Annotated in this window: 27 protein-coding genes and 3 riboswitches; all 27 genes read right to left on the reverse strand. The window is 42.2% G+C overall.

Annotation, left to right across the window (positions count from 1 at the left end; all coding sequences use genetic code 11):
* Window positions 1-23: 23 nt before the first annotated feature.
* Entirely contained in the window at window positions 24-779 is a 756-nt protein-coding gene (gene cobK, locus Q5O24_13900) for a precorrin-6A reductase (protein WKY47430.1), read from the reverse strand.
* Complete coding sequence (gene cobJ, locus Q5O24_13905) at window positions 776-1,513, reverse strand: precorrin-3B C(17)-methyltransferase (protein WKY47431.1); 738 nt, start codon at window positions 1,511-1,513, stop codon at window positions 776-778. The genes cobK and cobJ overlap by 4 nt, the downstream gene beginning before the upstream one ends.
* 15 nt (window positions 1,514-1,528) lie before the next feature.
* Complete coding sequence (locus Q5O24_13910; protein ID WKY47432.1) at window positions 1,529-2,581, reverse strand: cobalt-precorrin 5A hydrolase; 1,053 nt, start codon at window positions 2,579-2,581, stop codon at window positions 1,529-1,531.
* A 2-nt stretch (window positions 2,582-2,583) separates the two neighbouring features.
* A complete protein-coding gene (cobM, locus tag Q5O24_13915; GenBank protein ID WKY47433.1) occupies window positions 2,584-3,342 on the reverse strand; it encodes a precorrin-4 C(11)-methyltransferase in 759 nt (252 codons plus the stop codon).
* Window positions 3,343-3,362: 20 nt separating this feature from the next.
* Complete coding sequence (locus Q5O24_13920) at window positions 3,363-4,154, reverse strand: sirohydrochlorin cobaltochelatase (protein ID WKY47434.1); 792 nt, start codon at window positions 4,152-4,154, stop codon at window positions 3,363-3,365.
* A gap of 14 nt (window positions 4,155-4,168) precedes the next feature.
* Window positions 4,169-5,458, reverse strand: a complete 1,290-nt coding sequence (gene hemL, locus Q5O24_13925; GenBank protein ID WKY47435.1) for a glutamate-1-semialdehyde 2,1-aminomutase — start codon at window positions 5,456-5,458, stop codon at window positions 4,169-4,171.
* Window positions 5,459-5,467: 9 nt separating this feature from the next.
* Window positions 5,468-6,436, reverse strand: a complete 969-nt coding sequence (gene hemB / locus Q5O24_13930; protein WKY47436.1) for a porphobilinogen synthase — start codon at window positions 6,434-6,436, stop codon at window positions 5,468-5,470.
* A 12-nt stretch (window positions 6,437-6,448) separates the two neighbouring features.
* On the reverse strand, window positions 6,449-8,863 hold the full coding sequence (hemC, locus tag Q5O24_13935) for a hydroxymethylbilane synthase (GenBank protein WKY47437.1): 2,415 nt from the start codon (window positions 8,861-8,863) through the stop codon (window positions 6,449-6,451).
* A gap of 9 nt (window positions 8,864-8,872) precedes the next feature.
* Window positions 8,873-9,469: a bifunctional precorrin-2 dehydrogenase/sirohydrochlorin ferrochelatase gene (locus tag Q5O24_13940; protein WKY47438.1), complete on the reverse strand. Its 597-nt coding sequence runs from the start codon at window positions 9,467-9,469 to the stop codon at window positions 8,873-8,875.
* On the reverse strand, window positions 9,450-10,721 hold the full coding sequence (gene hemA, locus Q5O24_13945) for a glutamyl-tRNA reductase (protein WKY47439.1): 1,272 nt from the start codon (window positions 10,719-10,721) through the stop codon (window positions 9,450-9,452). Before hemA ends, Q5O24_13940 begins: the two co-directional genes overlap by 20 nt.
* Window positions 10,722-10,850: 129 nt before the next feature.
* A complete protein-coding gene (gene cbiQ / locus Q5O24_13950; protein WKY47440.1) occupies window positions 10,851-11,744 on the reverse strand; it encodes a cobalt ECF transporter T component CbiQ in 894 nt (297 codons plus the stop codon).
* Window positions 11,745-11,759: 15 nt separating this feature from the next.
* Window positions 11,760-12,620 (reverse strand): energy-coupling factor ABC transporter ATP-binding protein, encoded by an 861-nt coding sequence (locus tag Q5O24_13955; GenBank protein WKY47441.1) that lies wholly within the window; start codon window positions 12,618-12,620, stop codon window positions 11,760-11,762.
* A gap of 104 nt (window positions 12,621-12,724) precedes the next feature.
* Complete coding sequence (locus Q5O24_13960; GenBank protein WKY47442.1) at window positions 12,725-13,072, reverse strand: cobalt transport protein CbiN; 348 nt, start codon at window positions 13,070-13,072, stop codon at window positions 12,725-12,727.
* A complete protein-coding gene (locus tag Q5O24_13965; GenBank protein ID WKY47443.1) occupies window positions 13,069-13,824 on the reverse strand; it encodes an energy-coupling factor ABC transporter permease in 756 nt (251 codons plus the stop codon). Before Q5O24_13965 ends, Q5O24_13960 begins: the two co-directional genes overlap by 4 nt.
* Window positions 13,825-14,026: 202 nt before the next feature.
* Window positions 14,027-14,204: riboswitch (cobalamin riboswitch) on the reverse strand.
* Between the two features lie 336 nt (window positions 14,205-14,540).
* Window positions 14,541-14,921, reverse strand: coding sequence for a metal-dependent transcriptional regulator (locus Q5O24_13970; GenBank protein WKY47444.1), 381 nt, complete (start codon window positions 14,919-14,921; stop codon window positions 14,541-14,543).
* Window positions 14,922-15,124: 203 nt separating this feature from the next.
* Window positions 15,125-15,814: a type 1 glutamine amidotransferase gene (locus tag Q5O24_13975; GenBank protein ID WKY47445.1), complete on the reverse strand. Its 690-nt coding sequence runs from the start codon at window positions 15,812-15,814 to the stop codon at window positions 15,125-15,127.
* A gap of 337 nt (window positions 15,815-16,151) precedes the next feature.
* Window positions 16,152-16,336, reverse strand: a riboswitch (cobalamin riboswitch).
* 48 nt (window positions 16,337-16,384) lie between these two features.
* The gene (cbiT, locus tag Q5O24_13980) at window positions 16,385-16,960 is read right to left on the reverse strand and encodes a precorrin-6Y C5,15-methyltransferase (decarboxylating) subunit CbiT (GenBank protein WKY47446.1); all 576 of its coding nucleotides are present in this window, start codon (window positions 16,958-16,960) and stop codon (window positions 16,385-16,387) included.
* Complete coding sequence (gene cbiE, locus Q5O24_13985) at window positions 16,953-17,579, reverse strand: precorrin-6y C5,15-methyltransferase (decarboxylating) subunit CbiE (GenBank protein ID WKY47447.1); 627 nt, start codon at window positions 17,577-17,579, stop codon at window positions 16,953-16,955. Before cbiE ends, cbiT begins: the two co-directional genes overlap by 8 nt.
* Window positions 17,567-18,700, reverse strand: a complete 1,134-nt coding sequence (cbiD, locus tag Q5O24_13990; protein ID WKY47448.1) for a cobalt-precorrin-5B (C(1))-methyltransferase CbiD — start codon at window positions 18,698-18,700, stop codon at window positions 17,567-17,569. Before cbiD ends, cbiE begins: the two co-directional genes overlap by 13 nt.
* A gap of 4 nt (window positions 18,701-18,704) precedes the next feature.
* Complete coding sequence (gene cobI, locus Q5O24_13995) at window positions 18,705-19,430, reverse strand: precorrin-2 C(20)-methyltransferase (protein WKY47449.1); 726 nt, start codon at window positions 19,428-19,430, stop codon at window positions 18,705-18,707.
* A gap of 4 nt (window positions 19,431-19,434) precedes the next feature.
* Complete coding sequence (locus tag Q5O24_14000; protein WKY47450.1) at window positions 19,435-20,064, reverse strand: precorrin-8X methylmutase; 630 nt, start codon at window positions 20,062-20,064, stop codon at window positions 19,435-19,437.
* Window positions 20,065-20,081: 17 nt separating this feature from the next.
* Window positions 20,082-20,996 (reverse strand): GHMP kinase, encoded by a 915-nt coding sequence (locus Q5O24_14005; protein WKY47451.1) that lies wholly within the window; start codon window positions 20,994-20,996, stop codon window positions 20,082-20,084.
* Window positions 20,993-22,357: a cobyrinate a,c-diamide synthase gene (locus Q5O24_14010; GenBank protein ID WKY47452.1), complete on the reverse strand. Its 1,365-nt coding sequence runs from the start codon at window positions 22,355-22,357 to the stop codon at window positions 20,993-20,995. Before Q5O24_14010 ends, Q5O24_14005 begins: the two co-directional genes overlap by 4 nt.
* A 96-nt stretch (window positions 22,358-22,453) precedes the next feature.
* Window positions 22,454-22,630: riboswitch (cobalamin riboswitch) on the reverse strand.
* A gap of 16 nt (window positions 22,631-22,646) precedes the next feature.
* Entirely contained in the window at window positions 22,647-23,432 is a 786-nt protein-coding gene (locus tag Q5O24_14015) for a sugar phosphate isomerase/epimerase (protein ID WKY47453.1), read from the reverse strand.
* 124 nt (window positions 23,433-23,556) lie between these two features.
* The gene (gene mtnA, locus Q5O24_14020; GenBank protein WKY47454.1) at window positions 23,557-24,585 is read right to left on the reverse strand and encodes an S-methyl-5-thioribose-1-phosphate isomerase; all 1,029 of its coding nucleotides are present in this window, start codon (window positions 24,583-24,585) and stop codon (window positions 23,557-23,559) included.
* Between the two features lies 1 nt (window position 24,586).
* Entirely contained in the window at window positions 24,587-25,342 is a 756-nt protein-coding gene (locus Q5O24_14025) for an MTAP family purine nucleoside phosphorylase (GenBank protein ID WKY47455.1), read from the reverse strand.
* A 23-nt stretch (window positions 25,343-25,365) separates the two neighbouring features.
* On the reverse strand, window positions 25,366-26,898 hold the full coding sequence (locus Q5O24_14030) for a DUF2284 domain-containing protein (GenBank protein WKY47456.1): 1,533 nt from the start codon (window positions 26,896-26,898) through the stop codon (window positions 25,366-25,368).
* Window positions 26,899-26,932: the final 34 nt, after the last annotated feature.

Consider the following 26,932-nt stretch of genomic DNA (forward strand, 5'->3'; position numbering starts at 1 on the left):
AGCTTTTCCTCTTTTCTTAAAGACTATAGTTTCTCGACCCAGGAAAGTGCCTGGTCCAGACTGTTAACACAATTAGGATAGATAACTTCCGGACGTTTGATGAATAGAATCTTCACGTCTTCCAGATGGGCCGCTTCTATTTTTTCAGTAATACCACCCACATCCCCACTGTCTTTTGTAACCATAAAGCCAATCTGATATTCTTTGATCATGGTCTGATTCATTAAAACCGAAAAAGGCCCCTGCACGGCCAGAATCTGTTTGGGTTTATAGCCCAGATTTTCGCATTTTTTCAAAACCCCCGAGGTGGGTAGAACACGGGCAAAAATCCTATTTTTAGGTAATCCTTCAAAACATTCCAACTGACGACTACCGGTTGTCAAAAGAATATTTTTATCGGAATCTTTGAGCAGCTCATTAAGTTTCTTCTTTGCTTCATCATATGAATCACAAACCAGGGAATCCTCATCGATCAAGGACGGCCGCTCCATTCGCAGATATGGGATATTGGCGGCGTCACAGGACCAAATAGCATTTTGAGAAATTTCCTTTGCATAAGGATGGGTAGCATCAATTACTGCATTAATCCCATAAATAATCATGGTTTCCCGCAGGGATTCCGTATCCAGTTGACCGGAAATTTTCAAAAGATTCGGATCATCCAGAAGCTGATCCGATTGGATGCTGGTTAAGGTCGAATAACAGATCTTGTGTCCAGCTCTCAAAAGCGCACCCGTCAACTCCCGGCTGTCAAGGGTTCCGCCCAGTACCAGAATCACAGCTGGTAACCTCTTGGGGTAATCATTTTTTTCAGGTCTTCGGTTACATAGGTTTTAGAATTCCCAATAATAACCATAGAGAACATATCAATTTCTGCTTCATGCAGATTACCCAGATTAGTGATCACATAAGACTCATCCTGTCGCTTGGCATTTCTGACAATCCCCACAGGTGTTTTTGCATCTTTGTATTTTAATAAGATTTCCTGAGCCTTCTCAATATTATGTGGTCGGCCCTTACTTTTAGGATTGTACAGGGTCACAATAAAGTCCCCGTCACCAGCACAGTGAAGACGCTTTTCGATCACTGCCCAGTCAGTTAAAAGATCTGAAAGACTAATGACCACATAATCATGCATCAATGGCGCACCTAAGGTAGCCGCCGCTGCATTAGCTGCTGAAATACCAGGGATAATCTCAACTGCCACATCACTTTTCTGGTGTTCCACGATTTCCAGCATTATGCCAGCCATCCCAAATACACCAGCATCTCCAGAGCTGACCAGACAAACGGTTTTTCCTTCTTCAGCCAGTTCAAGGGCTTTTTCACAACGGTCAATTTCACGGCGCATTCCTGAAGAAAGCACTTCTTTATCGCCGATCAAATCAGCAATAATATCAACATAGGTTTTATAACCCACAATGATATCTGCTGTTTCAATGCTGTTTCTGGCCGCTTCCGTCATATGTTCATAAAGTCCCGGACCAATTCCGGTTACATATATCTTTTTCATCCTTTTCCTCGTCCTTTACACATTATTTTCCCGCCAGACAGAAAGGGTAATCCCGTCCAGTTTTTTCTTTTCGATCAGACATTCCCCAAATCCGGAGGCTACATAGCCGCAGGGTTCAGAAACGGCATACATCCCGGTGGTCTGAAAAACGAAATCAGAGCCTTCAAAACGATTTTGCACCATTTTGACCATTTCATCCGGAATGATCACCTTTTTTGCCCCTAACGCCTGACAGGCTTCGGTGATCCCCGCTTCATCAGCTTTCAAAGAAACGGTTGCCAAAAGCTTAATACTTCTTAGATCAAGTCCTACTGATAAAAATGTTTCTTCAATTTTTGATAAAATCTTTTCACCAGACACATTACGCCGACAACCAATCCCAATTATGATATTTTTGGGCACCAGACGCACCTGGGGAAGGCCGTAATCACATTCTTCAAGTCTAGAGCTGATTCGAATCACCCCTGATAAATCTGCAAGCTTTCCGGCATCAGGACAAACCACCAGATTATATGGCAAATCTAGTCCACTCAGATTCACTTGATCCTCACTGATAATCCCAATTTTCTCACCATTAAGAATCTGAGCGGTAATATCTTTGGCAGCGGTAAAATCCGCTATTTCACAATTAATTTTTTCTGCCAGTACATCCACAGCCATCGTTCCTTTCACATCTGTTCCGGTAGTAATCACAGCTTTTGATCCAAAACGGTCTTCAATCAACCGGGCACAGTCGTTAGCCCCACCCAGATGACCGGATAAAAGACTAATCACAAATTCACCCTTTGTATCCATTACCAGAATCGCCGGATCTTTAGACTTATGCAAAAGATAAGGGGCAGCTGCCCGAACCACAATACCGGTTGCCATAATAGCGATAATTACCGGAAATTCTTTCATGATCTCGCCGAAAAAAGTGCTGATATCAGTTGCAATCAGTTTTTCATTCTCTCCGGCATACTTTTCTTTTGTAAAAATACTCACTTCCCGATCATCCAGGCGCTTTGAAAGCCTGCGGGCGGTTGTCACACCATCTTTAGAAAGAGTGATAATTGCCCATTTTTCCAAGTTTACTCAACCCCTTGACGGTATTCGTGAGTAAATTTAGGATCATAAAGTTTTGATAAACTGTATTCGTCGCCGAGGAAATCCCCAACTAAAATCTGAGCAGTTTTGGTGATATTGGCTTCTTTTACTTTATCGGCAATAGTTTCCAGAGTCCCTAAAACAATTTTCTGATCTTCCCAGGTCGCTCTTTGAATAACGGCAACTGGTGTAGACGGCGCGTAATGGGTCGTTAAACGACTAACCACATCTTCAATCATCTGAACTGATAAAAAGATTGCCATTGATGCCCGATGTGAAGCCAGATCTTCAAGTTTTTCTTTTTCCGGAACCGGAGTTCGTCCTTCCAGACGAGTACAGATAACGGTTTGAGAAACATCCGGCAGGGTAAATTCTTTTTTAAGAGCGGCAGCCGATGCCACAAATGAAGATACACCAGGAACTACTTCATAGGGAATACCCAGCTCGTCTAAACGATCCATCTGTTCTCTGATTGCTCCGTAGATCGAAGGGTCTCCAGTATGGACACGGGCAATTTTTTTGCCTTCATCTGTACCTCTTTTAATCACAGCAATAACGTCATCCAAAGTCATGGAAGCAGAATTAAAAATTTCTGCATCGGCCTTATGACCGCCAATAATTGCTTTATTAACAAGTGATCCGGCATAGATAATAATATCTGCCTCATTAACAATACGCTGTCCCTTAACGGTAATCAGCTCCGGATCTCCAGGACCGGCTCCTACTAAATAAACTGTATTCATAACTTTTCTCCTCTATATTATTACATTTCTTTTACTGCTTGTGCTGCCTGCAGGTGTTCTAAAAATAATGCCTGAATGCCTGAATATTCACCCAAACCTTCTAAAATAACCTGGGTTTCAAACCCCTGGGCTTTTAAAAGGGTATTCCAGGAATCCTCTTCATCACCAGCCAGATCATTCTGTGCATGATCACCAGCGACCAGCATAAAGGGTGCCAGATAGATTTTTTTATATCCTTTTTCCTTTAACTGCGGTAAGATGTCATCCAGTTCAGGGAAACCTTCAACGGTTCCCATGTAAACATCTTTAAATCCCTCACTTTTAAACATATAGTCCAGGCAGGGGTAAACCGAATTGGCGTGATGTTCACTGCCGTGTCCCATGTATAAAAGTGCTTCCCCTTCTTTTAACTCTGGCATAGCTTCCATGACGACAGCAATCGTCTTTTTATAATCATCCACAGATGTTAACAAAGGTTTGCCTAAAGTCAGGACTTCAAAGTCGTCTTCGAAGGCTTTCAGCTCTTTTAAAGTGATGTCATATTCATGACCGTTAATAATATGCGTGGTCTGACAGATCACTTCCGTATAACCCGCATCCTTTAATTTCTGCAACGCTTGAGTCGGTAAGTCAACAATCTCATTGTCTCTTTTCTTCAGCTTATTAACAATCATACGGGAAGTAAATGCCCGGAAAAAATCATATTCGGGATAAGCCACTTTTAACCGTTCTTCAGTTGCTTCAATGGTTTTCTTTCTTGTTTCTGCATAAGAGGTACCAAAACTGATAACCAGTAATGCTTTCTTTGCCATATTCAATACTCCTGTTATTTCATATTTTTTAATGTCTTAAAATGATCTTCGATGGTTTTTAAAAGATCCGCTTCGTTATGTTGGGTCGATAGGAAAATCCCTTCAAACTGTGCTGGCGGCAAGAGATTGCCGGCATCCAGCATTGCTCTGAAGTAACTTGCATAAGCATTTGTGTCCGACGTCATGACCGCGTCATATCCGGTAATTGGGGAATCCGTAAAGAAGAAACAGGTCATCCCTTTAAACCGCACCATCTGGGCTTTAGTGCCAGTCTTTTTAATATTTTCCTTGAAACCTTCTTCCAGCATAATTGCCTTCTTTTCAAGGTCTGTATAAACTTGAGGATTTTCTTTTAAATAAGTTAAAGTATTAAGCCCCATTTTCATGGCAATGGGATTTCCCGAAAGCGTCCCAGCCTGATAAACTCCACCCAGGGGTGCCACACAAGCCATGATATCTTTACGGCCGCCGTAAGCACCAACGGGCATCCCGCCACCGATGATTTTACCCAGAGTGGTCAGATCCGGTTTAATTCCCATCACTTCCTGAGCGCCACCATAAGCAAGTCTGAAACCCGTAATAACCTCATCAAAAATCAGCAACGCGCCTTCATTTTGAGTCAATTCGCGAAGTCCCTTCATAAATCCCATATCAGGCGCTACTACACCCATGTTTCCAGCAACCGGTTCGACAATCACCGCTGCAATTTCATCTTTATTTTCGGCAAACAGAGCCTTAACTGATTCCAGATCATTATAGACAGCTACCAGCGTATCCTTAGCTGTCCCCTGCGGAACGCCAGCAGAGGTGGGCACTCCAAAAGTCAAGGTTCCGGAACCGGATTTAACCAGCAGGGCATCCCCATGACCATGATAGCAGCCTTCAAACTTGATAATTTTATCCCGACCGGTAAAACCACGGGCCAGTCTTAAAGCCGACATGGTTGCTTCAGTTCCGGAATTAACCATTCTGACCTGTTCCATCGTTGGATAGGCCTCAGTAATCATTTTAGCCATTTCAACTTCGATAGCTGTCGGTGCACCATAACTGCCGCCTTTATCCAGAGCTTCCATTATTCCCTGAGTATAAATTGGAGAGGCGTGGCCAAGAATCAGCGGACCCCAGGAACAGATATAATCGGTATATTCGTTTCCGTCGACATCATAAATTTTTGACCCTTTACCGTGATCTATAAAAATCGGTGGCATATTGACTGACTTAAAAGCCCGTACCGGACTGTTAACGCCACCGGGAATCACTTTTTGTGCTCCAATAAACAGATTCTCTGACTTTTCTCGATTCATTTTTTCTCCTTATCCTTCAAACTGCTCGATTAAAGCCGGCAGTTCTTTGGCAAAATAGGTGATGATCATATCTGCACCAGCCCGTTTAATGGAAATCAGGCTTTCATAAATGACTTTCTGGTCCATCAAACCCGCATCGACAGCATTTTTAATCATGGCATATTCACCGCTGACCTGGTAAGCTGCCATTGGCAGATAAGAAAGCTCTATACCCTGAACCAGAATATCCAGATAAGGCATAGCCGGTTTGACCATAATAATATCGGCACCTTCTTCAATGTCCAGCTGCATTTCCTTTAAAGCCTCCCGGGAGTTCGCCGGGTCCATCTGATAAGACCGACGATCGCCAAAAGCCGGAGCCGAATTAGCTGCTTCTCTAAAAGGTCCATAGAAGCTAGATGCGTATTTTGCGGCATAAGACATAATCGGAATAGACTCGAAACCAGCCAGATCCAAAGTTTTTCGCATATGACCAATGCGACCATCCATCATATCGGAAGGGGCTACCATATCCGCACCAGCCAGAACATGGCTGAGCGCGGTTTTACTTAGAATCCCCAAGGTCTTTTCTCTCTGAATCTCCCCATTTTCTTCAAAGAAGCAGCAGTGTCCATCGCTTTTGTATTCACAAAGGCAAACATCGGTGATCACATACATTTCCGGATCGGCTTTTTTAATGATTCGAATCCCCTGCTGAATCAGTCCGTTTTCATCAAAAGCCGGCATGGCCATCTCATCTTTTTCGTCTGGCACACCAAAGAGAATCAGATATCGAATTCCCATTTCTCTAAGTTCTGCCACTTCTGCTTCAAGCATATCCAGAGATAAATGGTATTGGCCTTTCATCGACCCGATTTCTTTTTTTACGCCTTCGCCATCCACGATAAAAAGTGGATAGATGACATCATTCATACTCAGTCGGGTTTCCCTGATCAGATTTCTGATCGCCGTATTTTTTCGTAATCGTGTCGGTAACATTCTTTTTCTCCTCTATTTAATTTCTTTCAGGATAGCATCAATCATCCCATTAATCGTATAGACTTCTGCTTCAATTCCTACGTTAATTCCCAGTTCAAGACATTTCTGAGAGGTCTGGGGGCCAATCGATACAGTTTTTGTCTGATTGATATAAGGCAGGTTATCAGCGCCCGCTTTTTCCAGAAAATACTCAACCGTTGTCGAACTGGTAAAAGTAATCAGATCAACCTGGCCAGTCTGTAAAAGACTTCCCATATCCACATCTTCCAGATCCTCGCGGATAGTTTCATAGGACTGGACCTCATCTACACTACAGATTTTTGAAAGCTCCTCTGCCACATAGATTCGAGCATTTTTAGAACGCGGGAGTAAAACTTTAGAGCTTTTATCAAGCAGTGGGGCCAACCCTTCTACCAGCTCTTCTCCGACATATTTCTTTGGAACAAAATCTGCTGCAAGACCCCGTTCTAACAGGGCTTTTCTGGTTCCTTCACCGATAGCCGTAATATGAATGTCACCAAAAGCTCTGGCATCCTTACTTAAGCGGTTCATTCCATCAAAGAACACTTCCACCCCATTAACACTGGTGAAAATAATATGGGTATAGTCTTTAAGTTTCTGGATTTTATCATCCAATTGTTCTTCGTTGATCGGGACAATTTTAATGGTCGGATACTCAATCGGATTTCCGCCCAGTTCGCGAATCTTTTCAGACATTTGTGAGCTTTGTTCCCGGGATCGGGTCACTACAATGTTTTTGCCAAACAAGGGTTTAGTGTCAAAGAACTGTAGTTTTTCCCTTTTAGTGACGACTTCTCCAACTACAATCAGACTTGGTGCCGTAATCTTTTCTTCTGTGGCAATCCCATAAATGGTTTTAAGATTTCCGGTTACCACCCGCTGATAGGGGGTTGATGCCCGGTGTACCACTGCTGCCGGCATCTCAGGATCCATACCGTTTTTCATCAGCTCAGCGCAAATCTTTTCCAGGTTCTTAACGCCCATCAGGAAAACAATGGTGCCCTTGAGTTTTCCTAATGTCTCCCAATCCAGATCTGAAGAACCATCATAAGCATTGGATTTTAAGTGACCGGTTACCACATGGAAAGAAGAAACGCAATCCCGATGGGTAATAGGAATACCCGCATAAGCAAGACCGCCAATAACAGAGGTAATCCCAGGTATCACTTCAAAGCTGACTCCAGCATCATAAAGATCTTCGCCTTCTTCACCACCACGACCAAAGACATAGGGATCGCCGCCTTTTAAACGCAGAACCAGTTTTCCTTCAAGCCCTTTTTCAACCAGCAGGGCATTGATCTCTTCCTGTTTCATGGCATGATTAGCAGCCCGTTTTCCGACATAGATAATCTCAGCGTCAGACCGGGCTTCTTTTAGAAAGCTTTCATTGACTAGGGCATCATAAACTACGACATCGGCTTTTCTAAGGATTTCCATGGCTTTGACAGTAATCAGCTCTGGATCTCCACAGCCGCCACCAGCCAAATAGACTTTTCCTTTTTTACCATGTACCTTCTGATAACAGCTTGCTGCCAGCTTTTCTCCCAATTCTTCTGCCTCCTCAAATTGTCCGGATAATTTTTGTGTAACTACGGTCTTCCCGTCTTCGGTGCCATAAAGGCCATACAGAGTTAACTCTTTTTCACCAACCTGGCAATAAGCCCCCACTGGAATATGGCAGGAACCGTTTAGTGCTTTCAAAAAGCTGCGTTCTGCCTTCATCTGAATCAGTGTATTTTGATCTGTCACCGCAGCCATTATTTTTTCAACTGTTTCATTGCCTTCCTTCATTTCAACGGCCAAAATTCCCTGGGCCGGTGCGGGGATAAAAGTCTCTTCATCCAAAGCAATAGTCGTATATTCAGACGATTCAAATTTATTGATTCGTTTTAAGCCGGCTGCTGCCAGGACAATTCCATCAAGGTTCTGTTCTGTCATTTTTCGGATTCGGGTGTCAATATTACCACGGATTCCCACAATTTCAAAATCAGACCGGAGTGCTTTAAGGCCCGCTATCCGCCTTTTGCTGCCCGTTGCAACGACTGCATTCTTTGGCAGTTCCATCACACTTTTAACCGGATGTCTGGTTAAAAGGACATCACGGGGGTCTTCTCTGACTGGCGGAACCGTAAGCACTAGGCCTTCAGGAAGTTTTGAAGGCATATCCTTCATACTGTGGATCGCCATGTCGATTTCGCCTGACAAAAGTGCATCTTCCAGCTCTTTGGTAAAAAGGCCTTTATCACCAATCTTATCGAGGGGTTTATTCTGGATCTGATCGCCTTTTGTTTTAATAATCACCATCTCGAATTCAATTTGAGGATGGGCACGCTTTAAAACATCCAGCAGCCACTGACTTTGCACTGTTGCCAACTGGCTTCCTCTGGTTCCAACTTTTATTTTCATGCAATTCTCCTATAGCGTTTTATTGTATTGATCAAGTTTTTCTTCAAGTTCTGAAACGGTGTAATCCGCCAGCTGATTAAGCATTTCCCGGGTATTGACATCGATCTGTTTCTGAGTCAGAACAATCTGACGCAAATTTTTTAACAGCTCGACCTTTCGTTCATAACTTTCATCATATTCAGTCTTTAATTCGCGGACAATTTTTTTCGTCAAGGTGGGACTGGCTCCTTCTGTGCAAACAGAAATTGACAAATCCCCACGTCTTAAAGTCGATGGGAAAATAAAATCTGAATCTTCGTGACAGTCCACCCGATTACATAAAATACCCATACTTTTACAATCCAGCCTGACTGTTTCATTGGTTTTACTGCTGGCTGTAGCTGCCACCACCAGGGTAACATCGGTGAGGTCTGCCCGCTCATATTTTTTCTGTTTCAAAAGCAGTTGCTCATTGGTCAAACCTTTAAGTTCTTCTGAGAACTCAGCACTGACACAGGTCACCTGACCGCCTTCTGATAACAAGGTAGATACCCGTCGGGTTGCAATTTCGCCACCACCAACAACCAGGATTCTCTGGTTTTTAAGACTAAACAGCAGTGGAATCATACTTTTTTTCCGAATCTGATGCGAACAGATAGGTCACGGTTTTTTCGATCCCCAGAATCGCTTCTTCACTGTCCAGCTGCTTGAGCTGCTTAATCGGCGGCATTACCATTTCTCTGAATTTTGAGCGAATGATCTTGGCCAGAAATTTTTCTTCCTTTTCGTCAAGGCTCATTTTCCCAAGCAGAATTTCAATGGTCTCTTCTGCCAGATTACGGGAGGTTTCGTTAAGATCTCTGACCATGTTATCAACTTTTGCGTGGGTGATCCAGGACAAGAGCCCCTCAATTTCAACATGGATTTCCTGCTCGATTTTTTTAGCCACTTCAACCCGGTAAGCCATTTTCTCGTCCATGATATCCTTAAAATGATCGATGGTTAGAAGCTCGACCATGGGCAAATCCCCAACCCCTTCTTCAATATCCCGGGGTAAGGCCAAGTCCATTACGATCAGCGGCTTTTTGCGGGGGGCTATTTTTTCAGCTTTTAAAATAATGTGGGGCGAGGCCGTAGCCGAAATCACCACATCCATTTCTTCAAGCAAATCATAACGGTCTTCATAATAAACCCGCTGGACATTTTCATGTATTGTCTCACAGCTATCCATATGATGATAGGTTCGATTGGTCATATAGGGGTTCTGAAAGCCTTCTGCTTTCATATACCTAAGGGCTAAAATCCCCATTTTTCCTGACCCGATAATCAGAATTTTTTTATCGCCAAAATCTTCCGGGTAGGTTCTTTTAATATGTTTTATCGCAGTAGAACTCAGAGATAATGGCGTTTCAGAGATTTTATACTCAGTTTTAACTTTTTTGGTAAAGGTAACCGCCTCCCGAAACATCTTGGTCAGATATTTTCCACAGCCATTCTGTTCCTGAGAAATCTCCAGAGCATCTTTAGCCTGGCCCAGAATCTGGTCTTCACCCAGAATCATCGAATCAAGTCCCGTTACGACCTCATAAAGATGATAAAGCGCTTCCCGTTCTTTCTTTTCGAATAAATAGGGTTTTAAAAGCGAGGATTTCTCATTAATATAAAAGTCTTTTAAAATCTCAACGGCCTGATCCGGGTCTGAGGTTGCCACATAGATTTCACTGCGATTACAGGTTGATAAAATAATGACCTCTTTGATTGGCTTTTTTTCAAGCAATTGCTCAATTCCTTCATTAATGGTGCGCCGGATAAATGCACCTTTTTCCCGTATTTCCAGGGGCGTATCCTTATGATTAATGCCCACAACTACCAGTTTCATCTTAAACCTCCTTATCATTTTCTTTATCAATGCACTTTTTTCAGTCCCCCAGGCAGGGGCAAATTAAAAAATGCACTCTCTAACCGTCTTCGGACAAAATTGCTCGCCCAATCTGCCAGAACACTTTTCTTAAAAACTTGTCAGCCACCAGACCAGAAAAATCCCGGTAATCAGTAAAGCAGCTGCCAGAAGCTGTACGCCTCTAATCTCTTTTTCATCTTCCAGAAACAAAAGTTCACCATCATAACACCGGGCTTCCATCGCGGTATAATAAGCGCTGGCCTTTTTCATGGAAACAATCAGCATATTTCCAACTATTCCGCCAAAAGTTCTCAGCGACGTCCGATAATCACAGTAGCCTTCCCTTGAGCTGGCCGAATTTTTCATCTTGATAAAGACATCCATTAAAATAAAAATATAACGATAGATCAAATTCATCAGTTCGATAATCAGACTTGGAACATGTGCTTTTCTCATCACTGAAATAATTTCAGAAGACGGTGTAGTCAAGGACATCATCAAAAGAGCTGAGACGGCGGCAAAGACCTTTAGCATCATTAAAAGCATTTCGATAATTTTTTCCGGTGAAGTATTGATATAAAAAAAGCCCAGATGAAGAGCATACACATCAATTGGCTGCCAGGAGAAATCAATCCCAATGGTTATCGTTCCTAACAGAATAAAACTCAAAGGAATTGTCATCAGCGAAAAATATTCCCGAACAGCTAGCCCACCCTTAATCATCGTCAAATAGCCTGTTGCCATAAGTATCATGATTGAAACGCCGGGGTTATCAAGTATAATACAGATTAAAAGCAGGACAACGGCCAGCCCGACTTTAAATTCCGGACTCCAACTTTTCAGGTGCGATGCAAAAGCATGCACGTCCAGCTCAAATCCTTCCCCGTGTTTATGTCCACGATGGTGATGATGACTGTGAGGGGTTTTCTTTTCTTTTATCACAGCCACCACGATCATCAATATATACATGATCGCCAGGCTGATTACAATTAATTGTTGCATCAACTTCCTCTTTTTCTACAGTACCATTTCCAGATTTCTGATTTTACAATCTTTAAACAATGCATTAAATGCCTCGATGCTTCGAGGTGCCTCTGAATCGTCTTCCAAAACCTGATTTTTGACTAATGTCTCATAAACCTCCAGCATCATCGGTTTAGTCAGGTTTGCTTTCTGCAAAACTTCGTGGTCTCTAAAAATATCTAATGGTAAACCATCAGCAATAATTTTCCCTTCGGCGAAAACAACAATTCGCTCGGCCCAGCGATAGGCAAAATCCACATCATGAGTGGAAATCATCATGGTTTTCCCTTCCTGACTGAGTTTTCCAAGCACTTCTTCCAGCATTTGGGCATTCAGCGGATCCAAGGCAGCTGTGGGTTCGTCGAAAATAATTATTTCCGGCTTCATTGCAATGATATCTGCAATTGACACCCGTTTTTTTTCACCACCACTTAAATAATGGGGTGGCCGATCTTTATATTCCAATATATTCATATAGCTCAGCGCTTCTTCAACCCGACTTAAAACTTCCTCCTTAGGAAGTTTTAAATTCATCGGTCCAAAAGCAACTTCAGCTTTGACTGTTGAAGCGATAATCTGATTATCTGCATCCTGAAAAACAATCCCGATATTCTTTCGCAGCTGCTTCAGGTTTTTTTTATTGATCAATGTTCCACGATAGGAAATACCACCCTTTTCCGGTGTCAAGACGCCATTGATGTTCAAAAAAAACGTGGATTTTCCCGCTCCGTTTGAGCCCAGAACGGCGATCTTTTCTCCCTCGTTGATTGTAAGATTAACCCCGTCCAGACCAACCTGTCCGTTGCCATATGTGTATGCAAGATCAACCACATTTAAAATCGGTTCGTTTTCCATCTTTTATTCCTTATCATTTTTTAGCTTAAAGTGTAAAATTCCAATCTAAACAAGAACCCTTTAGATTGGAATTCAACTTTCATTCTCTGCAATTTAATAATTGCTTATTCTTCTTTTTCGTAATCACTCAATTTTTTCCCGGTTTTCTTTTCCCATTTAGTCCGTTCAGAAAACTTGCCAATGAAGAAAAACAAAACGCCTACGCCAATGCCTGTCTGTAAACAGAACATCAGACTTTCTACTTCACCTGGAATTTCACCGTTAATCCAATTTTCCATTACCGGTGTAAACCAGGGCTCATACTCAGTTCCGGTAATTTCCGAAACAACCTGACTGCCCGCATCATCAGATCCACCAAACTCAGCCCCCTGCAATAAAAACAGAGGAACCAGGGCAATTAAAAACACTATCACCAACAAAATCAGAATCGTTCTTTTATTTGCCGATGTCATTGTACTTCACCTCTTTCCAAAACTCCCAGCCCCATTAATTCATTGGAGGCATAAGATTCAAGAGTAATCATAATGACCACAGTCAAAATCCCTTCAATAATAGCAAGCGGTAATTGAGTCGGTGCAAAGACTGCCAAAAACTTGGCTACAGATGCCATCACCCCACCGACTTCAGATGGATAAGCTATTGCCAATTGGAAGCTCGTCACCATGTAGGTAAACAGATCGCCGAGTGCTGCTGCCAGAAAAATTGTTACATGCTTATTTAACTTTACTCTTTTGCATAAAATATAGATACCATATGCTGCAAAAGGTCCGGCTATAGCCATTGAAAAGGTATTAGCACCCAGTGTTGTCAAACCACCATGGGCCAGAAGAATCGCCTGAAAAATCAGGACAATGAGGCCTAAAATAGAAACTGCTGTAGGTCCAAATAAAATCGCCCCCAGGCCGGTTCCTGTCATATGCGAACAGCTCCCGGTTACTGATGGAATCTTTAGGGATGACAGAATAAAGATGAATGCCCCTGCCATCGCGTACATAGTAATCGCAGAACGATTAACCTCAACCTTTTTCTTAATTGACAAATAACCAGCCACTAAAAATGGCAGACACAAAGCTCCCCATATCACACAATATGTAACAGGCAAATAGCCTTCCATGATGTGCATTGCGTTAGCTACCGGATAAATCCCGAAAAATAGCGCAAAAATCCCCACCATGGTTATAATTTTCTTTTCTTTAAAAGACATAAATTCCTCCATAATGCTTTATATATCAATCAGGGCAAAAGCGTTTTTACAATGTCCACACCGGCATGCGTCCATACAAAAAAACCTCTTTTCCATTAAAGAAAAAGAGGTCTAATAAGCGGATTAACTGATCCCTAGTTTAATAAAACGTCGCAGGATCAATACGGTCAATGTTACTAACTTCCCTTTTCCCTGGAAGGATATCTTAGTACTTCTGTTTAGTAGGTTTCCTGACTTATAGCTTATATTTCTCTCGCCTTCCCAGTTTATATCCCAGTGACATTTTAAAGAGAACTTAACTATTTACAGTGACCGGATCGCTCTGGACTTTCACCAGATTCCCTCGATGATTAAATCAGCCTAAACGAATTTATACATTATTTATTCATTTACCCCATTATTATACCATCAATTGGCAAATTGTACAGCTCTTTTTATCTACAATCGCAGGAAAGTTATAATCTTTATTTTAATGAAACTATTTTGCCGTTTTTTTCAAATCAAGAAATTATAACTCCCTTTTTTAAATTTTTTCGCCGCTCTTAACCAGCCGATAATAAACTTTTGCCGTCATTTTGTACACAAAAGCATAGATCAATGCAAAGGCAACCATCGTCACAAATGCACAGAGTAAAAAAGCCCAAGTGCGTCAATGCAACTGGGCTTTTTATCTCATATAATTTATCGTGTCCAAAGGATCAGACAGATCTTTAGGATTAAACACGATTCTGCATTTGTTTTTCAATTTTATTTAAAGTTTCCAGACTGACCAGATGCTCTATCTGGCAGGCATCCCTTGCAGCTACTTCCGCTTCAACTCCCAAAAACCCCCCTAAAAAACCTTTTAAAAGATCATATCTTCTGGAAATTTCCATAGCCCTGCTCTTGCCTTCAGGCGTCAAACAGACTTTCCCGTATTTCTGCTTGCTCACCAGTCCGTCTTGGGTTAATACCATCATCATATGGCTGACACTGGCGCGGGTCACTCCTAAAGCGTCTGCTACATCACAAGAATGAATTTCCTTCTGATCGGACATCGTCAGCATTACTTTCAGATAATCTTCCTTGGCTGAGGACAACTTGATATTTTTTCCCATCTTTATTTCACCTGCCTTTTTTGCCACAATTATTTATGAACATATGTTTATAAAGATTATAGCGCAGTAATTGGCATATGTCAATTATATTCAATTTAAAGATACTATTTTTTATCAAAGCTTGGCCAATACCCTGTAAGCAAATGCGACCATATAGACGCGCAGAGGACTTGGAATTGAAACTCTTTTACCTTTATTTCAGATTAATCCTTAAAAACTCCAGTTAAAAAAGCTTTCATAATGCGATTATTACTTTTTATTAGCTCCGTCTGACCAAGGACTTGTTCCGGACTCTGGACAAAGGGCCCCGGAATCATTTCATCTCCGCAGTTTTCAACCAGATCGTTAATAATCTGCATTGTATTTTCCAGGTGGAACTGAAAACCAAAAACATTATTTCTATAGACAAAACCCTGATGCAGACAGCCATCACTTTGAGCAAAAACAACAGCCTCTGGGGGTAAGTCAGTGAAGTAATCGCCATGCCAGTGAAAAACCACCGGATTTTCGTTTAATCCAGGCAGAAGGTCACTATTTTCACCTCTTGCCTGGATGGGAAACCAGCCAATCTCCGTTTCTCTGTTTCTTTTAACCTTGCCGCCAATCACATCAGCAATCAGCTGGGCCCCAAGACAGATTCCCATTACAAATTTATTTTCATCAATCGCTTTTTTAATAAAAGCTTTTTCCGCTCTAAGCCAGGGATACTGGTCTTCCTCATAGATATTCATTGGACCGCCCATTACAATCAGAGCTTCAAATGCCTGTTCTTCCGGCAGCTCTTCATTTAAATCCAGACGGGTGTGGGTCACGGTATGATTATTTTCTTTAATCCACTCAAGGATAATCCCGGGATTTTCAAAGGCCACGTGCTGCAGATAATGAAATTTCATCGTTCACCTCATCGATTTTTTCTTATTCTACCACAAACAGATAAAAAAAGGACGCTCAATCGAGCGCCCATTCTTTGAATTTTCGGCCAGAAAAATTCAAAGGAAGGAATGATTTTTCTATTTAAATAAATTAATGAAAGCAAAGGAACGGGGATGTCACACACCATCCCCGGAAGAAGGGTAATTAAATACTGACTTGGAGATGTCCATTTATCTCACGTTTCTTGAATTGGTTAGGAGAAAGAAACCAATAAAAAAATCCTTCTCCAAAGAGAAGGATATAAGAATCATACATAAGAGTTACTCTGATGTTCTTAACTTACTCTAAATCGGAGGTTTGTAAGAAAGTCACTACAACAGGTCTTCTGGCTCTGCACTAAAACTTCCCGTTAGCCTTCCCATTAATATTAACAGTGGCATCAAAACGGTCATCATGCATTACAGCTGCGATTACAGCAAAGGATTTACACCTTTTTCCCTTGAGTATAGGACAAGTTCACTATTTAATTGATTATATTCTACCTTATAACCAGTCTAATGTCAAGATAATTTATACATTTCTAAAAAATATTATAAATCCCCAGTAATGATAAAAATCGGATTGGCCGCTTTTAACATGGTCAGACCACCTATACCTTCTCCGCGACTGATACCCACCTGAATCATCTCCACATTTTTAAATTTCTTATTCATCAGAGAAACTGCTTGCGCCGCATTCTCCAGGGTCACAAAATTAGCTATGACTCGACCATTTGCCCGCACATTTTCAAGACACCAGTCCAGCAATTCACCAAGGTTACCACCAGATCCACCAATGATTACCCGGTCTACCGGTTCGGTAATTTGACCAAGGACTGCCGGTGCTTTCCCTGCGATAATTTCAACATGACCAGCAGCAAATTTTTCCTGATTCTTTTTAATCAGCTCTAGCGCTGATTCTTTCGCTTCCACCGCGTAGACTTTGCCCTGGCCAGCAGCATAAGCGGCTTCCATGGTCAGTCCTCCGGTTCCAGCTCCAATATCCACCACGGTATTGGTTTCTTCAATCCCCAAAAGAGAAATTGTCAGTATCCGAATCTCCCGCTTTGTCATTGGAGCCTTACCGCGAATATATTCTTCGTCTTTATAACCTGCTATTTTACTCATTAATAATCACCACCACTGCCAGTCCTTCTTCTTTAAAAGTTTTTGCTTCTTCGACTGTTAATCGCGTTATTTTTTCGGTCGGATAAGACAAGTCCTCTCCCACATACAAAATACACTGGTCAAATCCCATTTCACTAAGCTTATTCCCAATAAAAGCAGTATTCTGTTCCTTATCGGTTAAAAGCCCCAAGACTGTATTGTTTTCAAGCGACTCCAAAAGATCAAAAGTACGCCCATGAAGACTAGCCAATCTGGCACGCTCCCAGCTTCTGTTTAACTTGGCAAAAAAATACTGCATCGAACTGATCCCGGGAATTGAGACAATCTCATCCTCCGGAACCCTCTTTTTTGCGTAAGTCAGGAGACTATAGAAACCCGTATCTCCAGATACCACCAGGGCCGTTTTTTTACTCTGATAAACCGAAACAACCCGATCCATTAACGCACTTAGAGAAATCCCTTCGCCAATATATAAAATCTCTTTGCCTTCTGTAGAAAAACTTTCCGTATGGCGTCTCCCACAAAGAATAACTTGAGCTTCTTCTATTTCTTTTTTAGCGATCGGCAAAATATAATCCGGATGACCCGGTCCCAGACCAATAATTTTCAATTGATACATAAGCTGTCCCTCATTTCAGAAGCGTCCTTACTCTGACCCAGGAAACCCAGTTCCCGGGAGAAAATAATAACTTCAATGTCGATATTGCCATAAACCCGATCAGCAACTCTTCTTTTAACCGCCTCAGCGAGTACATTAAAATAATCAGGTATCTCAGATTTAAGAATTAAATCAGTTGCTTCGTCAGTGGTTTTAGACTCCATAATCGCCTTTAAAAGGTCCTGTTCCCCACCTAATAATCCGGCATAAGCCGTTAAAACTTCCATCCGAGCATCAGCTACATTGCTGTGGGTATTAAATATCCCGCCAGCTACCTTGACTAGTTTACCCAGATGACCGATTAAAAGAATTTTTTTAATTTCCATCCGTTCTGCTTCATCCAGCATAAACCCAAGATAGTTGCTGGTTTTAATCAAGGCCGATTCCGGAAGATTCAATTCATTTGCAAAATCTTTTCCGTAATTTCCGGGAACAAAAATAATATGCTCCAGGCCCTTGGCTTTTAATACCGACAACTCAAGTTTTAATGAGGCTTTTAGTGCCTCTTCACTCATCGGCTCAACAATGCCTGACGTCCCAATAACCGAAAGTCCACCTTCAATCCCAAGTTTTGGATTAAAGGTCCGTTTGGCCAGTTCTACACCCTGAGGAATCGAGATTTCCACATTCCAGCCTTCACTTCCCTGATGGCCGGTTTGAGCCAACACTTCAGCAATAACTTCCCGAATCATCTCCCGGGGAACAGGGTTAATAGCCGCCTGGCCCACTGGGACGCTTAAGCCCGGCGAAGTCACGGTGCCAACACCCTGGCCTGCAAAAAAGTGTACACCTTCTTCTTTTGCCGGAAAAACTCTGGAAAATATTTTTATCCCATTGGTCACATCCGGATCATCCCCGCTGTCTTTAATCACTGAACAGGAGGCTTCATGACTGTCAAAATGCTGATCATGAATCAGCAAATCCAGATCCCAGCCTTTGGGCGTTTTTATTAAAACACTCTCCTGCTTATCCTGATTTAAAAACATCAAAAGGGCCGCTTTAGTGGCGGCCGTTGCACAGGAACCAGTGGTATAACCGTAACGCAAGACTTTTCCGTTCTTTTCAATGGTTTTGTCAAACATTGGCTCAATCCTTAAAAAGAGGATAATCTTTTTTGATCAGCATTGTTGACAGGTAGGGGATTTTTCCTTTTAAAACATTGATATCCGTAACCACATTCTGGGTTTCCATTCCAATATTGGAAACCAGTACAAAAGATTTTTCAAGTCCACGGGCTTCCAGTTCTTCTGCCATCAACTGGTTATTGGCGGAAATTTTCATTACCACGATATTTTTATGCGCATCAAGAATCTGTCTGATTTCTTCAATCGGCTGAGTCATTGCCACAACACCTAAAGATTCTTCACCTTGAGTCAGGGGAATGTTTAGCTGAGCCCCCAGATTACAGAAAGAAGGAATACCTGATAGGGTTACCACTTCGATATCACGTTCTAGCAGAAACTCCATGACATAGGAATAAGTGGAGAAAACCATAGGATCTCCCAACGTAATAAATGCAACATCCTTACCCTGATTTAAAAGTTCTTCGATCTCATCGGCATTTTTCTTCCACTGGGCTTCCAAGGTTTCTCGCTCGGCACTTAATGAAATCATCGGGAAGTTCATTTCCAGACATTTTGACAAATCCTCAATATGCGGTTTAACAATATTAAAGGCAATACTGTCAGTCCCCATTTTCTTAGTAGGTGTAATTACCACATCACAGTCTTTAAGCACTCTCGCCGCTTTGACGGTCAACAGATCAGGATCTCCCGGTCCGACACCAATCCCATAAAAAATTCCTTTACTCATCAATCTACCATTCCCTTCCCAGTTGATACAGCATGGCATTTAAAATCGCTGCAACTACCGGACTGCCACCTTTTCGTCCGTTAATGCGCACATAAGGGCTGTCAATAGCATCCAGTGCCTGCTTTGATTCCGCTGCACCAACAAAACCAATTGGCGCACCAATAATCAGGTCTGGTTTGGCACTACCCGATTTAATAGCCTCAATTAAAGTATAAAGTGCTGTTGGGGCATTGCCGATTGCAAAAATTCCCACCGACTCATCTGCCAGGGCTTTTTGAATAGCCACTGTTGAACGGGTTACACCCCGCTCCTTAGCTTCTTTCATCACTTCGGGTTCGTGAACATAATTGACAATTTCAATCCCGTGATCTGCAAGAGCTTTTTTATTAACGCCAACCTGAATCATTCGCGTATCGGCATAGATTTTCTTGCCTTTTTTGAGCGCTTCCATTCCTTTAGCATAGCCGTCATTACAGAATTCTAAAAGATCTGCATACTCAAAATCAGCGGTTGTATGAATGATTCGCTTAACAATTGGGGCAATATCATCGGGAAATACCTTATCTCCCAATTCTTCGGTAATAATTTCAAAACTGCGTTCTTCAATTTCTCTCGGATTATTAATATATTCCATTTTAGTCTCCTTAAATTTTAACTGGACTGCTGATTCAAACAGAACTGTCGAGCATCACTGCAGTCAATTTCAATACCGCCACCAATCAGGCGATTTTCAAAAACACCGGTATAGTCTTCTGTCGGCAAACGTTTTTTAACACCTTCTAAAAACAATACCTTGTCAAAAGCGTTTTCTTCGTACATCACGCCAATTACTGTCCCGCTATGGCCGATCACCGTTCCCAGCCCACCGCATTCTTCCATCAGATCCACCATCAGATCCAAATGCTTTTTGGGCAGCCGCTTCTGGTTCAAATAAGCACTCAAAGTACAGGCTCTGCCTATTTTTTTCAAATCATTATCAGCAAGTCCCTGTTCAAACTCACTGATAATTTTTCTAAAAATACCCAAATCTTTCTGCGAATAATCGTCCTGGGATTCATTGAAAGTCATGGTGTCAATCCCACCACAAAAATCAACAATCATCAAGTTCGCTTCGATCAGGCCATCAAGTTCTTTTAGCACCTGACCCGTTATATGATTAAATAAATTTAGCTTCTCGAACATCAAATTGTCTGAAGGCTCTATTTCCGCACATAATCGACCAATATCTATTGACTTTAAACCCAGATCATAATAAGCTGACAAACCTGCCGCGACTCCGGACAGATCAGCTGTCGAACTTGCCATTCCTTTTTTCTCCGGGATCTGGCTCTGATGGGTGATCATCAGTCGTTCCCACTGGTTTCTGGCAATTCCATAACGCTCAAAAATCAGTCTGGCCATTTTCTGGGCTTTAAACTTCAGATTACTGTTTCTGAATTCACCCGCTTCGATGGTAATTGTTGAATACCGGTCAATCGGGCTGGAAATTAAACAGGGACTGCCCTCAAACCAGCCCTGAATATATTCACCGCAAGTTCCCGGGCTTTTAACAATCACCTTTTTCATTGTGTAGCCTCCCGATGATTTTTTACAACGCTCAAAAGAGCCTCCAAAAATTTAGGGTTACTGTAAAAATGAATGTGGGGATAACCGGCCAGAACATTATTTTGGGTATAGCCACAGGTCCATGTTTTTCCACGTTTGGAAATGACATAGGCGGTCTGCAGCTCTTCTTCCGATTCAATCAGGCTGTGATGAAACTCGTGCCCTCTGCTCTCGATTGACTGACCACCTATAAAAGCACAAAGATCCACATAGCCAAAACGCTGCAGCTTTTTAGTCATTTTCGCCTGTGCCTTTAGAAAACCCACCATCTCAAAAGACTGGCCTTCATTATTAGTAATTCTTTCAGTCAGGTACATTAACCCACCGCATTCTGCATAGCAGGGCAGTCCCGCCTCCAGTTTTTTACGGATATCTTCAAGCATTGAAGTATTTTTCTCCAGCTCCTTAGCAAAAATTTCCGGGAATCCACCGCCAATATAAAGACCATCCAGACCTTGCGGCAAACATTTATCATTAATCGGACTAAACTCTACCAGCGAAACGCCAGCATTTTCTAAGGCTCTTAAATTATCATCATAATAAAAGTTGAAGGCCCGATCTCGCGGAATTCCAATCTTTAGCCCTTTATATGTTTCATTTAAACGCAAAAAAGGATCGGGCCGATTTGGTTTTCGTACTGGACGTTCACTGATTTCCAGCAGTTTATCTAAATCAATGGTTTTTTCAGCAATTTCGGCCGCCTTCTCAACTTTTTCACGAAACCCCTCAAGCTCCTCAACCGGAACAAGTCCTAAATGTCTACTGTCCATAATAATTTCCGGTGTTTCTGGGAAATAGCCCAGACAAGTCACCGGATTGTAAGCTTCAATCATTTCTTTCAAAAGCTGATAATGGGATTCTGATGAAATACGATTGATAATAACCCCTTTAATGTTGACGTCGGGATCAAAATCCATATAGCCCTTGACCAGGGCCGCTGCCGATTTAGCCATCCCGCGACCGTTGATTATTAAAATAACCGGTGCATCGACAAGCTTAGACAAATAAGCCGAACTTCCCTTCTCGGACTCCAGCCGATTGCCATCGTACAAACCCATAACGCCTTCAAGTACGCCGACATCATTCTCTTCCATGCGCCGGTCAAAAAGCTGTCTGACAACTTCTTCACTCAGCATCCAGGTATCCAGATTGATCGAATCCTCTCCGGTCACAAAACGGTGAAACATCGGATCGATATAGTCCGGTCCGGTTTTAAAAGGTTTCACTTTTAATTTTCTGTTTTTCAGGGCACCCATGATCCCCATGGTCACCGTGGTTTTACCCACATTGCTGCTGATCCCTGCCAGCATAAAATAATTCACATTCCGTCCCTCCTTTAGTGACTCTATAAGGACCAAACAAAAGTCCAGCTTCTGGGAAGCTGGACTTAAACTTTGTTTAACAGGCTTCTTCCCTCCGAAGAAAATTACGATCTGAGTTTCCTGACTTTTGCTTCATCCTCTGCTTTTCCTTCCCATCCTAAGACAGTGGCTTATAAAAACTTCGTCTGCAATTACAGTAGCGGGGGCTGTAGGGCTTTTCACCCTTTTCCTCAATACATTATTAAATTATTTTTAAAGTTTACCATAATTTCAGAGCGATTTCAATTTATTATTTCCATTCCTTTTTAGTGCTCAAACTTTCGCGAACAGAAGAAGTAAAAGCAAGGGGATCTTGACCCTGCCATTTTTCGCTGGCAATCACTTCATAAGAAATCGTCTCAATGCTTTGGACGCTAAAAATTTCCGGCATAATCTCATCAAAGGGGATCAAACCTTCCCCCGGAATCCAATGTCGATCTTTTAAAAAATCGTTATCCGATAGATGCAGGGCTTTAATTCTTTCCTTATGTTTTCGCAGAATTTTCCCGCAATTCTCTTCCTCCAAAAAATCGTGCGAACTGTCATAACACATTCCAAAACGGAGGGCATCTATTTCTTCCAGCAAAAAGTCAAGCAGATACTGTCTTGATACATTTTCCACTGCCAGATTAATGCCATATTTTTCGGCAGTATCCGCCAGTTCAGAGAAAAACGCCCGCCCCTTGTCCAGGTCCGGTGTAAAATCATCCAAATCATTGGTATGAACAACTATTGTTGGGATATCGAAGTCATAACAATCTTTGATAAAGCCCTGAAACTGCCGAACTTTAGGTGTGATTTCCATTCTTGACGCTTCCCAAATATCATTATAGCCCATAAAAGGGGCATGGATATTGGTAATTTCCAGTCCCAATTTTCTGACAATCTCAGGAAATTCCTCTTTCTCAAGGGCCCACGGTTCAAATTCATCTTCCCATGAGATCATCGCCGCGTCAAAACCGCCTTCAGCAATCATTTTAATGCGTTCTTCAAAAGGCATAAAAAAACCAAACCAGGAAAACATACTGTATTTCATCGCTAATACCTCTTTATAATTAAATAAAACCCGGTTAAAGACACTCAAGTTAACTTGGGTCCATAACCGGGTCCACGTCATGACACTGTTTCACTTTGAGAAGTATCGTAACTTTAACTTCTCATTATTTCAATTTTTTGATATTAATATCATACGGTGGATAAACCACGCCTTTTTCAGTAATAATTGCCGTCACATTCTGATGAGGGGTTACATCAAAGGCCGGATTTTCCATTCTAATTCCATCTGGAGCAACCTGCACTTCACCAACATGGCTGATCTCACGGGTACTGCGTTCTTCGATAATGATTTCATCGCCGGATTCAATTGAAAAATCTATGGTTGATGTGGGAGCTGCCACATACATGGGAATCCCATGGGCTTTTGCCAAAACTGAAACTGAGTAAGTCCCGATCTTATTGGCTACATCTCCATTTGAAGCAATCCTGTCAGCACCAACTACAACACCATCGATTTTCCCCTGTTTCATCATCCAACCGGCCATATTATCGGTAATCAGAGTGACCGGAATATCATCAGCATGAAGTTCATATGCAGTTAGTCTGGCTCCCTGCAAAAACGGTCTGGTTTCATCAGCATAAACAGAAATTTCTTTTCCCTGTTCATGGGCTGCCCGAATCACACCCAAGGCTGTTCCATAGTCTGCCGTGGCCAGTGCGCCCGCATTACAATGGGTTAAAATCGTATCGCCCTGATGAATCAGCTCAGCCCCAAAGGCGCCCATGTCACGACACATCTGAATATCTTCTGCACAAATATTATGCGCCTCTTCTTTAAGAAGAGCTGTAATCTCAATCGGAGATAGTGCTTCATTTTTCTTAATGACCTTTTCCATTCGGTCAATCGCCCAGAACAGATTAACTGCTGTTGGCCTGGTCGAAGCCAGTAGGCCGGCAACTTTTTTCATTTCTGCCAAAAATTCCTGACTTGTTTCATTCTCATATTCTTTTGCGCCAAAATACATCCCATAACCGGCGGTCACACCGATGGCCGGAGCGCCTCTGACAATCATATCAACGATCGCTTTTGCAATCTCCCGATAATCGGTATAAGTTCTGATGATAAATTCAGTTGGAAGCCTGGTCTGGTCAATCAGTTTGAGGGATTCATCTTCAAAATATACTGGTTTCACATTAACCCTCAATCTTTTCAATCAAATTAAAAATCAGTTTTTTAACTTTTTCTGAGTTTTCATGCAAAACACGAACCACATCTTCATTGGTTACCGGCTTAATCTCCGGGTGGACTTCCAGTCCCGCATCATAATCGGTAATCAGCGCGATATTCACCACTGGAATTTCCTGTTCCAGACAAAGATATCCTTCGGGATACTGGGTCATATTGACCACATCAGCACCCATCATGGCAAACATCCGGCTTTCTGCTACTGTAGAAAAACGCGGTCCGTTAATAACTACTACCGTTCCGCCATCATGAACAGAAATTCCACATTCTTTAGCTGATGCAATGGCTTTTTCCCGCAGATTCTGATCGTAGGGATGGGCCGAACTCAGGTGGTTAACCTTGGGTTTTTCAAAGAAGGTATCTTTTCGCCCGGAGGTCATATTGATAAACTGATCGGTTATCACAAAATCTCCCGGCTTCATTTCAAAACGCAGACTGCCTACACAACAAGGAGAAATCAGCGCCCTAATCCCCAGCATTTTCATGGCATAGATATTGGCCCGATAATTTATCTCTGATGGATTAAGAATATGATCCTTGTGATGTCGCGGCAGAAAAGCAATGGTTTTTTCCCCAACCTTGACCAGGCTTATTTCATCCGATGGTTTTCCGTAAGGGGTATCCACTTCAATCTTTTTTACATCAGGATACAGTTCATATAAACCCGATCCGCCAATTACACCAATATCTGCTGAATAATACATATTTCTCCTCCTTAGGTTTCCTTTTATTCTTCAATGACTAATGATGCAAGACTTGATTTTGTCACAATTTTCTCTTCATCTTCGTCCACTTTACCTTTGAAGCCCAGCCATTTATACTTGCTGTCATCCTCTTCCACAGGTGTTTCTACTGCTTTAGGTGATTCCATTTCAGACGTTTCTGTTTTTATCGTCTCACCCGTTGCTGCCGCTTTAACCAAATCTGAAATAGTCTTTTCCAGTGATGGAGCCGTTTTTCTAACAACTTTGACTTCTTCCGGAGCTGCTGCTTTTTCAACCACCGACTCGACAATTTTCTCTTCCGTAGCAGGTTCACTGACCACCGATTCAATAGTAGTCTGCTCGATGGCAACAGCTGGTTCATCTGAAGGTTCTACTACTTCAGGCTCTAACGCGGCTTCTTTTTCAGTCTCACTTTCCGGATCATCCCCTTCCAGAATCAGTTCCGACATTTTGGGGATGGGGCGCTTGGGCATTTCGTCAAAGTCATCGACATTGCCTTTAAAACCCAGCCACTTATATTTCGAATCATCTTCCTCTTCTACTATCGGATTGGCCTCCACTATCTCAACTTCCTCAACCACTTCTGTGATCTCTTCAGCTACTTCGGGAATTTCAGCTTTTGTAGTGAGTTCTTCCACCACTTCTGCCGGTAATTCAACCTCAGGCTTTTCCGCTTCCTCCCCCTGAATCGTAACTGTCCAGCCTTTTTTCATCGGCGGTTCGCCTTCTTCACGCTCAGCCTTAAAGCCGACCCAGCTTTTCTGCGGCTGATAAGGTGGAATTTCCTCATCGATAATCCGATTTATTGCTTTGCTTGCCTGGGCAGTACCATGCAGCGTTTCTGACGGCATAATCTTTTCCGATGTATGAAATTCCTTTTGAGCCATCAGTGGATTTTTTCTTTCCCATGATTTCTTTTTGTCCGGGAAATATTTTTTAAGCACCTCTTTAGGGATCTCTTCATTACACAGTATTGCCGAAACTGAAGTCAGTATTTCCGGCAACCGCTGATTTTCAGGCCATTTTGTCGACATTCCGACCTCATATTTGACCAGATCCACCACATTAAAGCCCAATGATTCCAGCGAAAAACGCATAAGTTTGGGAAAACGACAGGGCTGGCCACTTTTTCGCGCGCATTCCATCCCCTGGACCTGGCATACCGGGCAAGACCCGGGAATCAATCCCATCACGCCTTCAACTTCATTCTCGATTTCCAGCAGAGTCTGCCAGGTCATCACTTTAATGGCTTCCATCTTTTCCGTACAATAATCAGAAATCGCTTTCGGATCGCGAATCAGACGAATATCATTACGGGGTACCTCATACTGTCTACCGATAATATGCATATATTTAAATTGTTTTAAAAAAAGTTCTTCATCAAACTGATATGGCGGGCATGACCAGATCTTGCTGTAATTAGGACACGCTTTACAAAAACCAAGTGTTTTGTCGCGATCAAAATACTCTTCCATTAACCGGTCAATACTGATTGCGCCAAAGCTGAGTTTATTCTTAAGTTCCATCATTTTCATCCCTTCATCGGTTTTATCAGAAACCCTTAAGTTA

Source organism: Eubacteriaceae bacterium ES3, assembly GCA_030586155.1.
In the GTDB taxonomy this organism is placed as follows: domain Bacteria; phylum Bacillota; class Clostridia; order Eubacteriales; family Eubacteriaceae; genus Acetobacterium.

What these genes read in the sequence shown, in the direction of transcription:
- cobJ (WKY47431.1), bottom strand. Translation starts at nt 1,513, where the DNA reads ATGAAAAAGATATATGTAACCGGAATTGGTCCGGGACTTTATGAACAT.
- cobM (WKY47433.1), bottom strand. Translation starts at nt 3,342, where the DNA reads ATGAATACAGTTTATTTAGTAGGAGCCGGTCCTGGAGATCCGGAGCTG.
- Q5O24_13920 (WKY47434.1), bottom strand. Translation starts at nt 4,154, where the DNA reads ATGGCAAAGAAAGCATTACTGGTTATCAGTTTTGGTACCTCTTATGCA.
- hemL (WKY47435.1), bottom strand. Translation starts at nt 5,458, where the DNA reads ATGAATCGAGAAAAGTCAGAGAATCTGTTTATTGGAGCACAAAAAGTG.
- hemB (WKY47436.1), bottom strand. Translation starts at nt 6,436, where the DNA reads ATGTTACCGACACGATTACGAAAAAATACGGCGATCAGAAATCTGATC.
- hemC (WKY47437.1), bottom strand. Translation starts at nt 8,863, where the DNA reads ATGAAAATAAAAGTTGGAACCAGAGGAAGCCAGTTGGCAACAGTGCAA.
- Q5O24_13940 (WKY47438.1), bottom strand. Translation starts at nt 9,469, where the DNA reads ATGATTCCACTGCTGTTTAGTCTTAAAAACCAGAGAATCCTGGTTGTT.
- hemA (WKY47439.1), bottom strand. Translation starts at nt 10,721, where the DNA reads ATGAAACTGGTAGTTGTGGGCATTAATCATAAGGATACGCCCCTGGAA.
- cbiQ (WKY47440.1), bottom strand. Translation starts at nt 11,744, where the DNA reads ATGCAACAATTAATTGTAATCAGCCTGGCGATCATGTATATATTGATG.
- Q5O24_13955 (WKY47441.1), bottom strand. Translation starts at nt 12,620, where the DNA reads ATGGAAAACGAACCGATTTTAAATGTGGTTGATCTTGCATACACATAT.
- Q5O24_13960 (WKY47442.1), bottom strand. Translation starts at nt 13,072, where the DNA reads ATGACATCGGCAAATAAAAGAACGATTCTGATTTTGTTGGTGATAGTG.
- Q5O24_13965 (WKY47443.1), bottom strand. Translation starts at nt 13,824, where the DNA reads ATGTCTTTTAAAGAAAAGAAAATTATAACCATGGTGGGGATTTTTGCG.
- Q5O24_13970 (WKY47444.1), bottom strand. Translation starts at nt 14,921, where the DNA reads ATGGGAAAAAATATCAAGTTGTCCTCAGCCAAGGAAGATTATCTGAAA.
- Q5O24_13975 (WKY47445.1), bottom strand. Translation starts at nt 15,814, where the DNA reads ATGAAATTTCATTATCTGCAGCACGTGGCCTTTGAAAATCCCGGGATT.
- cbiT (WKY47446.1), bottom strand. Translation starts at nt 16,960, where the DNA reads ATGAGTAAAATAGCAGGTTATAAAGACGAAGAATATATTCGCGGTAAG.
- cbiE (WKY47447.1), bottom strand. Translation starts at nt 17,579, where the DNA reads ATGTATCAATTGAAAATTATTGGTCTGGGACCGGGTCATCCGGATTAT.
- cbiD (WKY47448.1), bottom strand. Translation starts at nt 18,700, where the DNA reads ATGTTTGACAAAACCATTGAAAAGAACGGAAAAGTCTTGCGTTACGGT.
- cobI (WKY47449.1), bottom strand. Translation starts at nt 19,430, where the DNA reads ATGAGTAAAGGAATTTTTTATGGGATTGGTGTCGGACCGGGAGATCCT.
- Q5O24_14000 (WKY47450.1), bottom strand. Translation starts at nt 20,064, where the DNA reads ATGGAATATATTAATAATCCGAGAGAAATTGAAGAACGCAGTTTTGAA.
- Q5O24_14005 (WKY47451.1), bottom strand. Translation starts at nt 20,996, where the DNA reads ATGAAAAAGGTGATTGTTAAAAGCCCGGGAACTTGCGGTGAATATATT.
- Q5O24_14015 (WKY47453.1), bottom strand. Translation starts at nt 23,432, where the DNA reads ATGAAATACAGTATGTTTTCCTGGTTTGGTTTTTTTATGCCTTTTGAA.
- Q5O24_14025 (WKY47455.1), bottom strand. Translation starts at nt 25,342, where the DNA reads ATGTATTATTCAGCAGATATTGGTGTAATTGGCGGATCGGGTTTATAT.
- Q5O24_14030 (WKY47456.1), bottom strand. Translation starts at nt 26,898, where the DNA reads ATGAAAATGATGGAACTTAAGAATAAACTCAGCTTTGGCGCAATCAGT.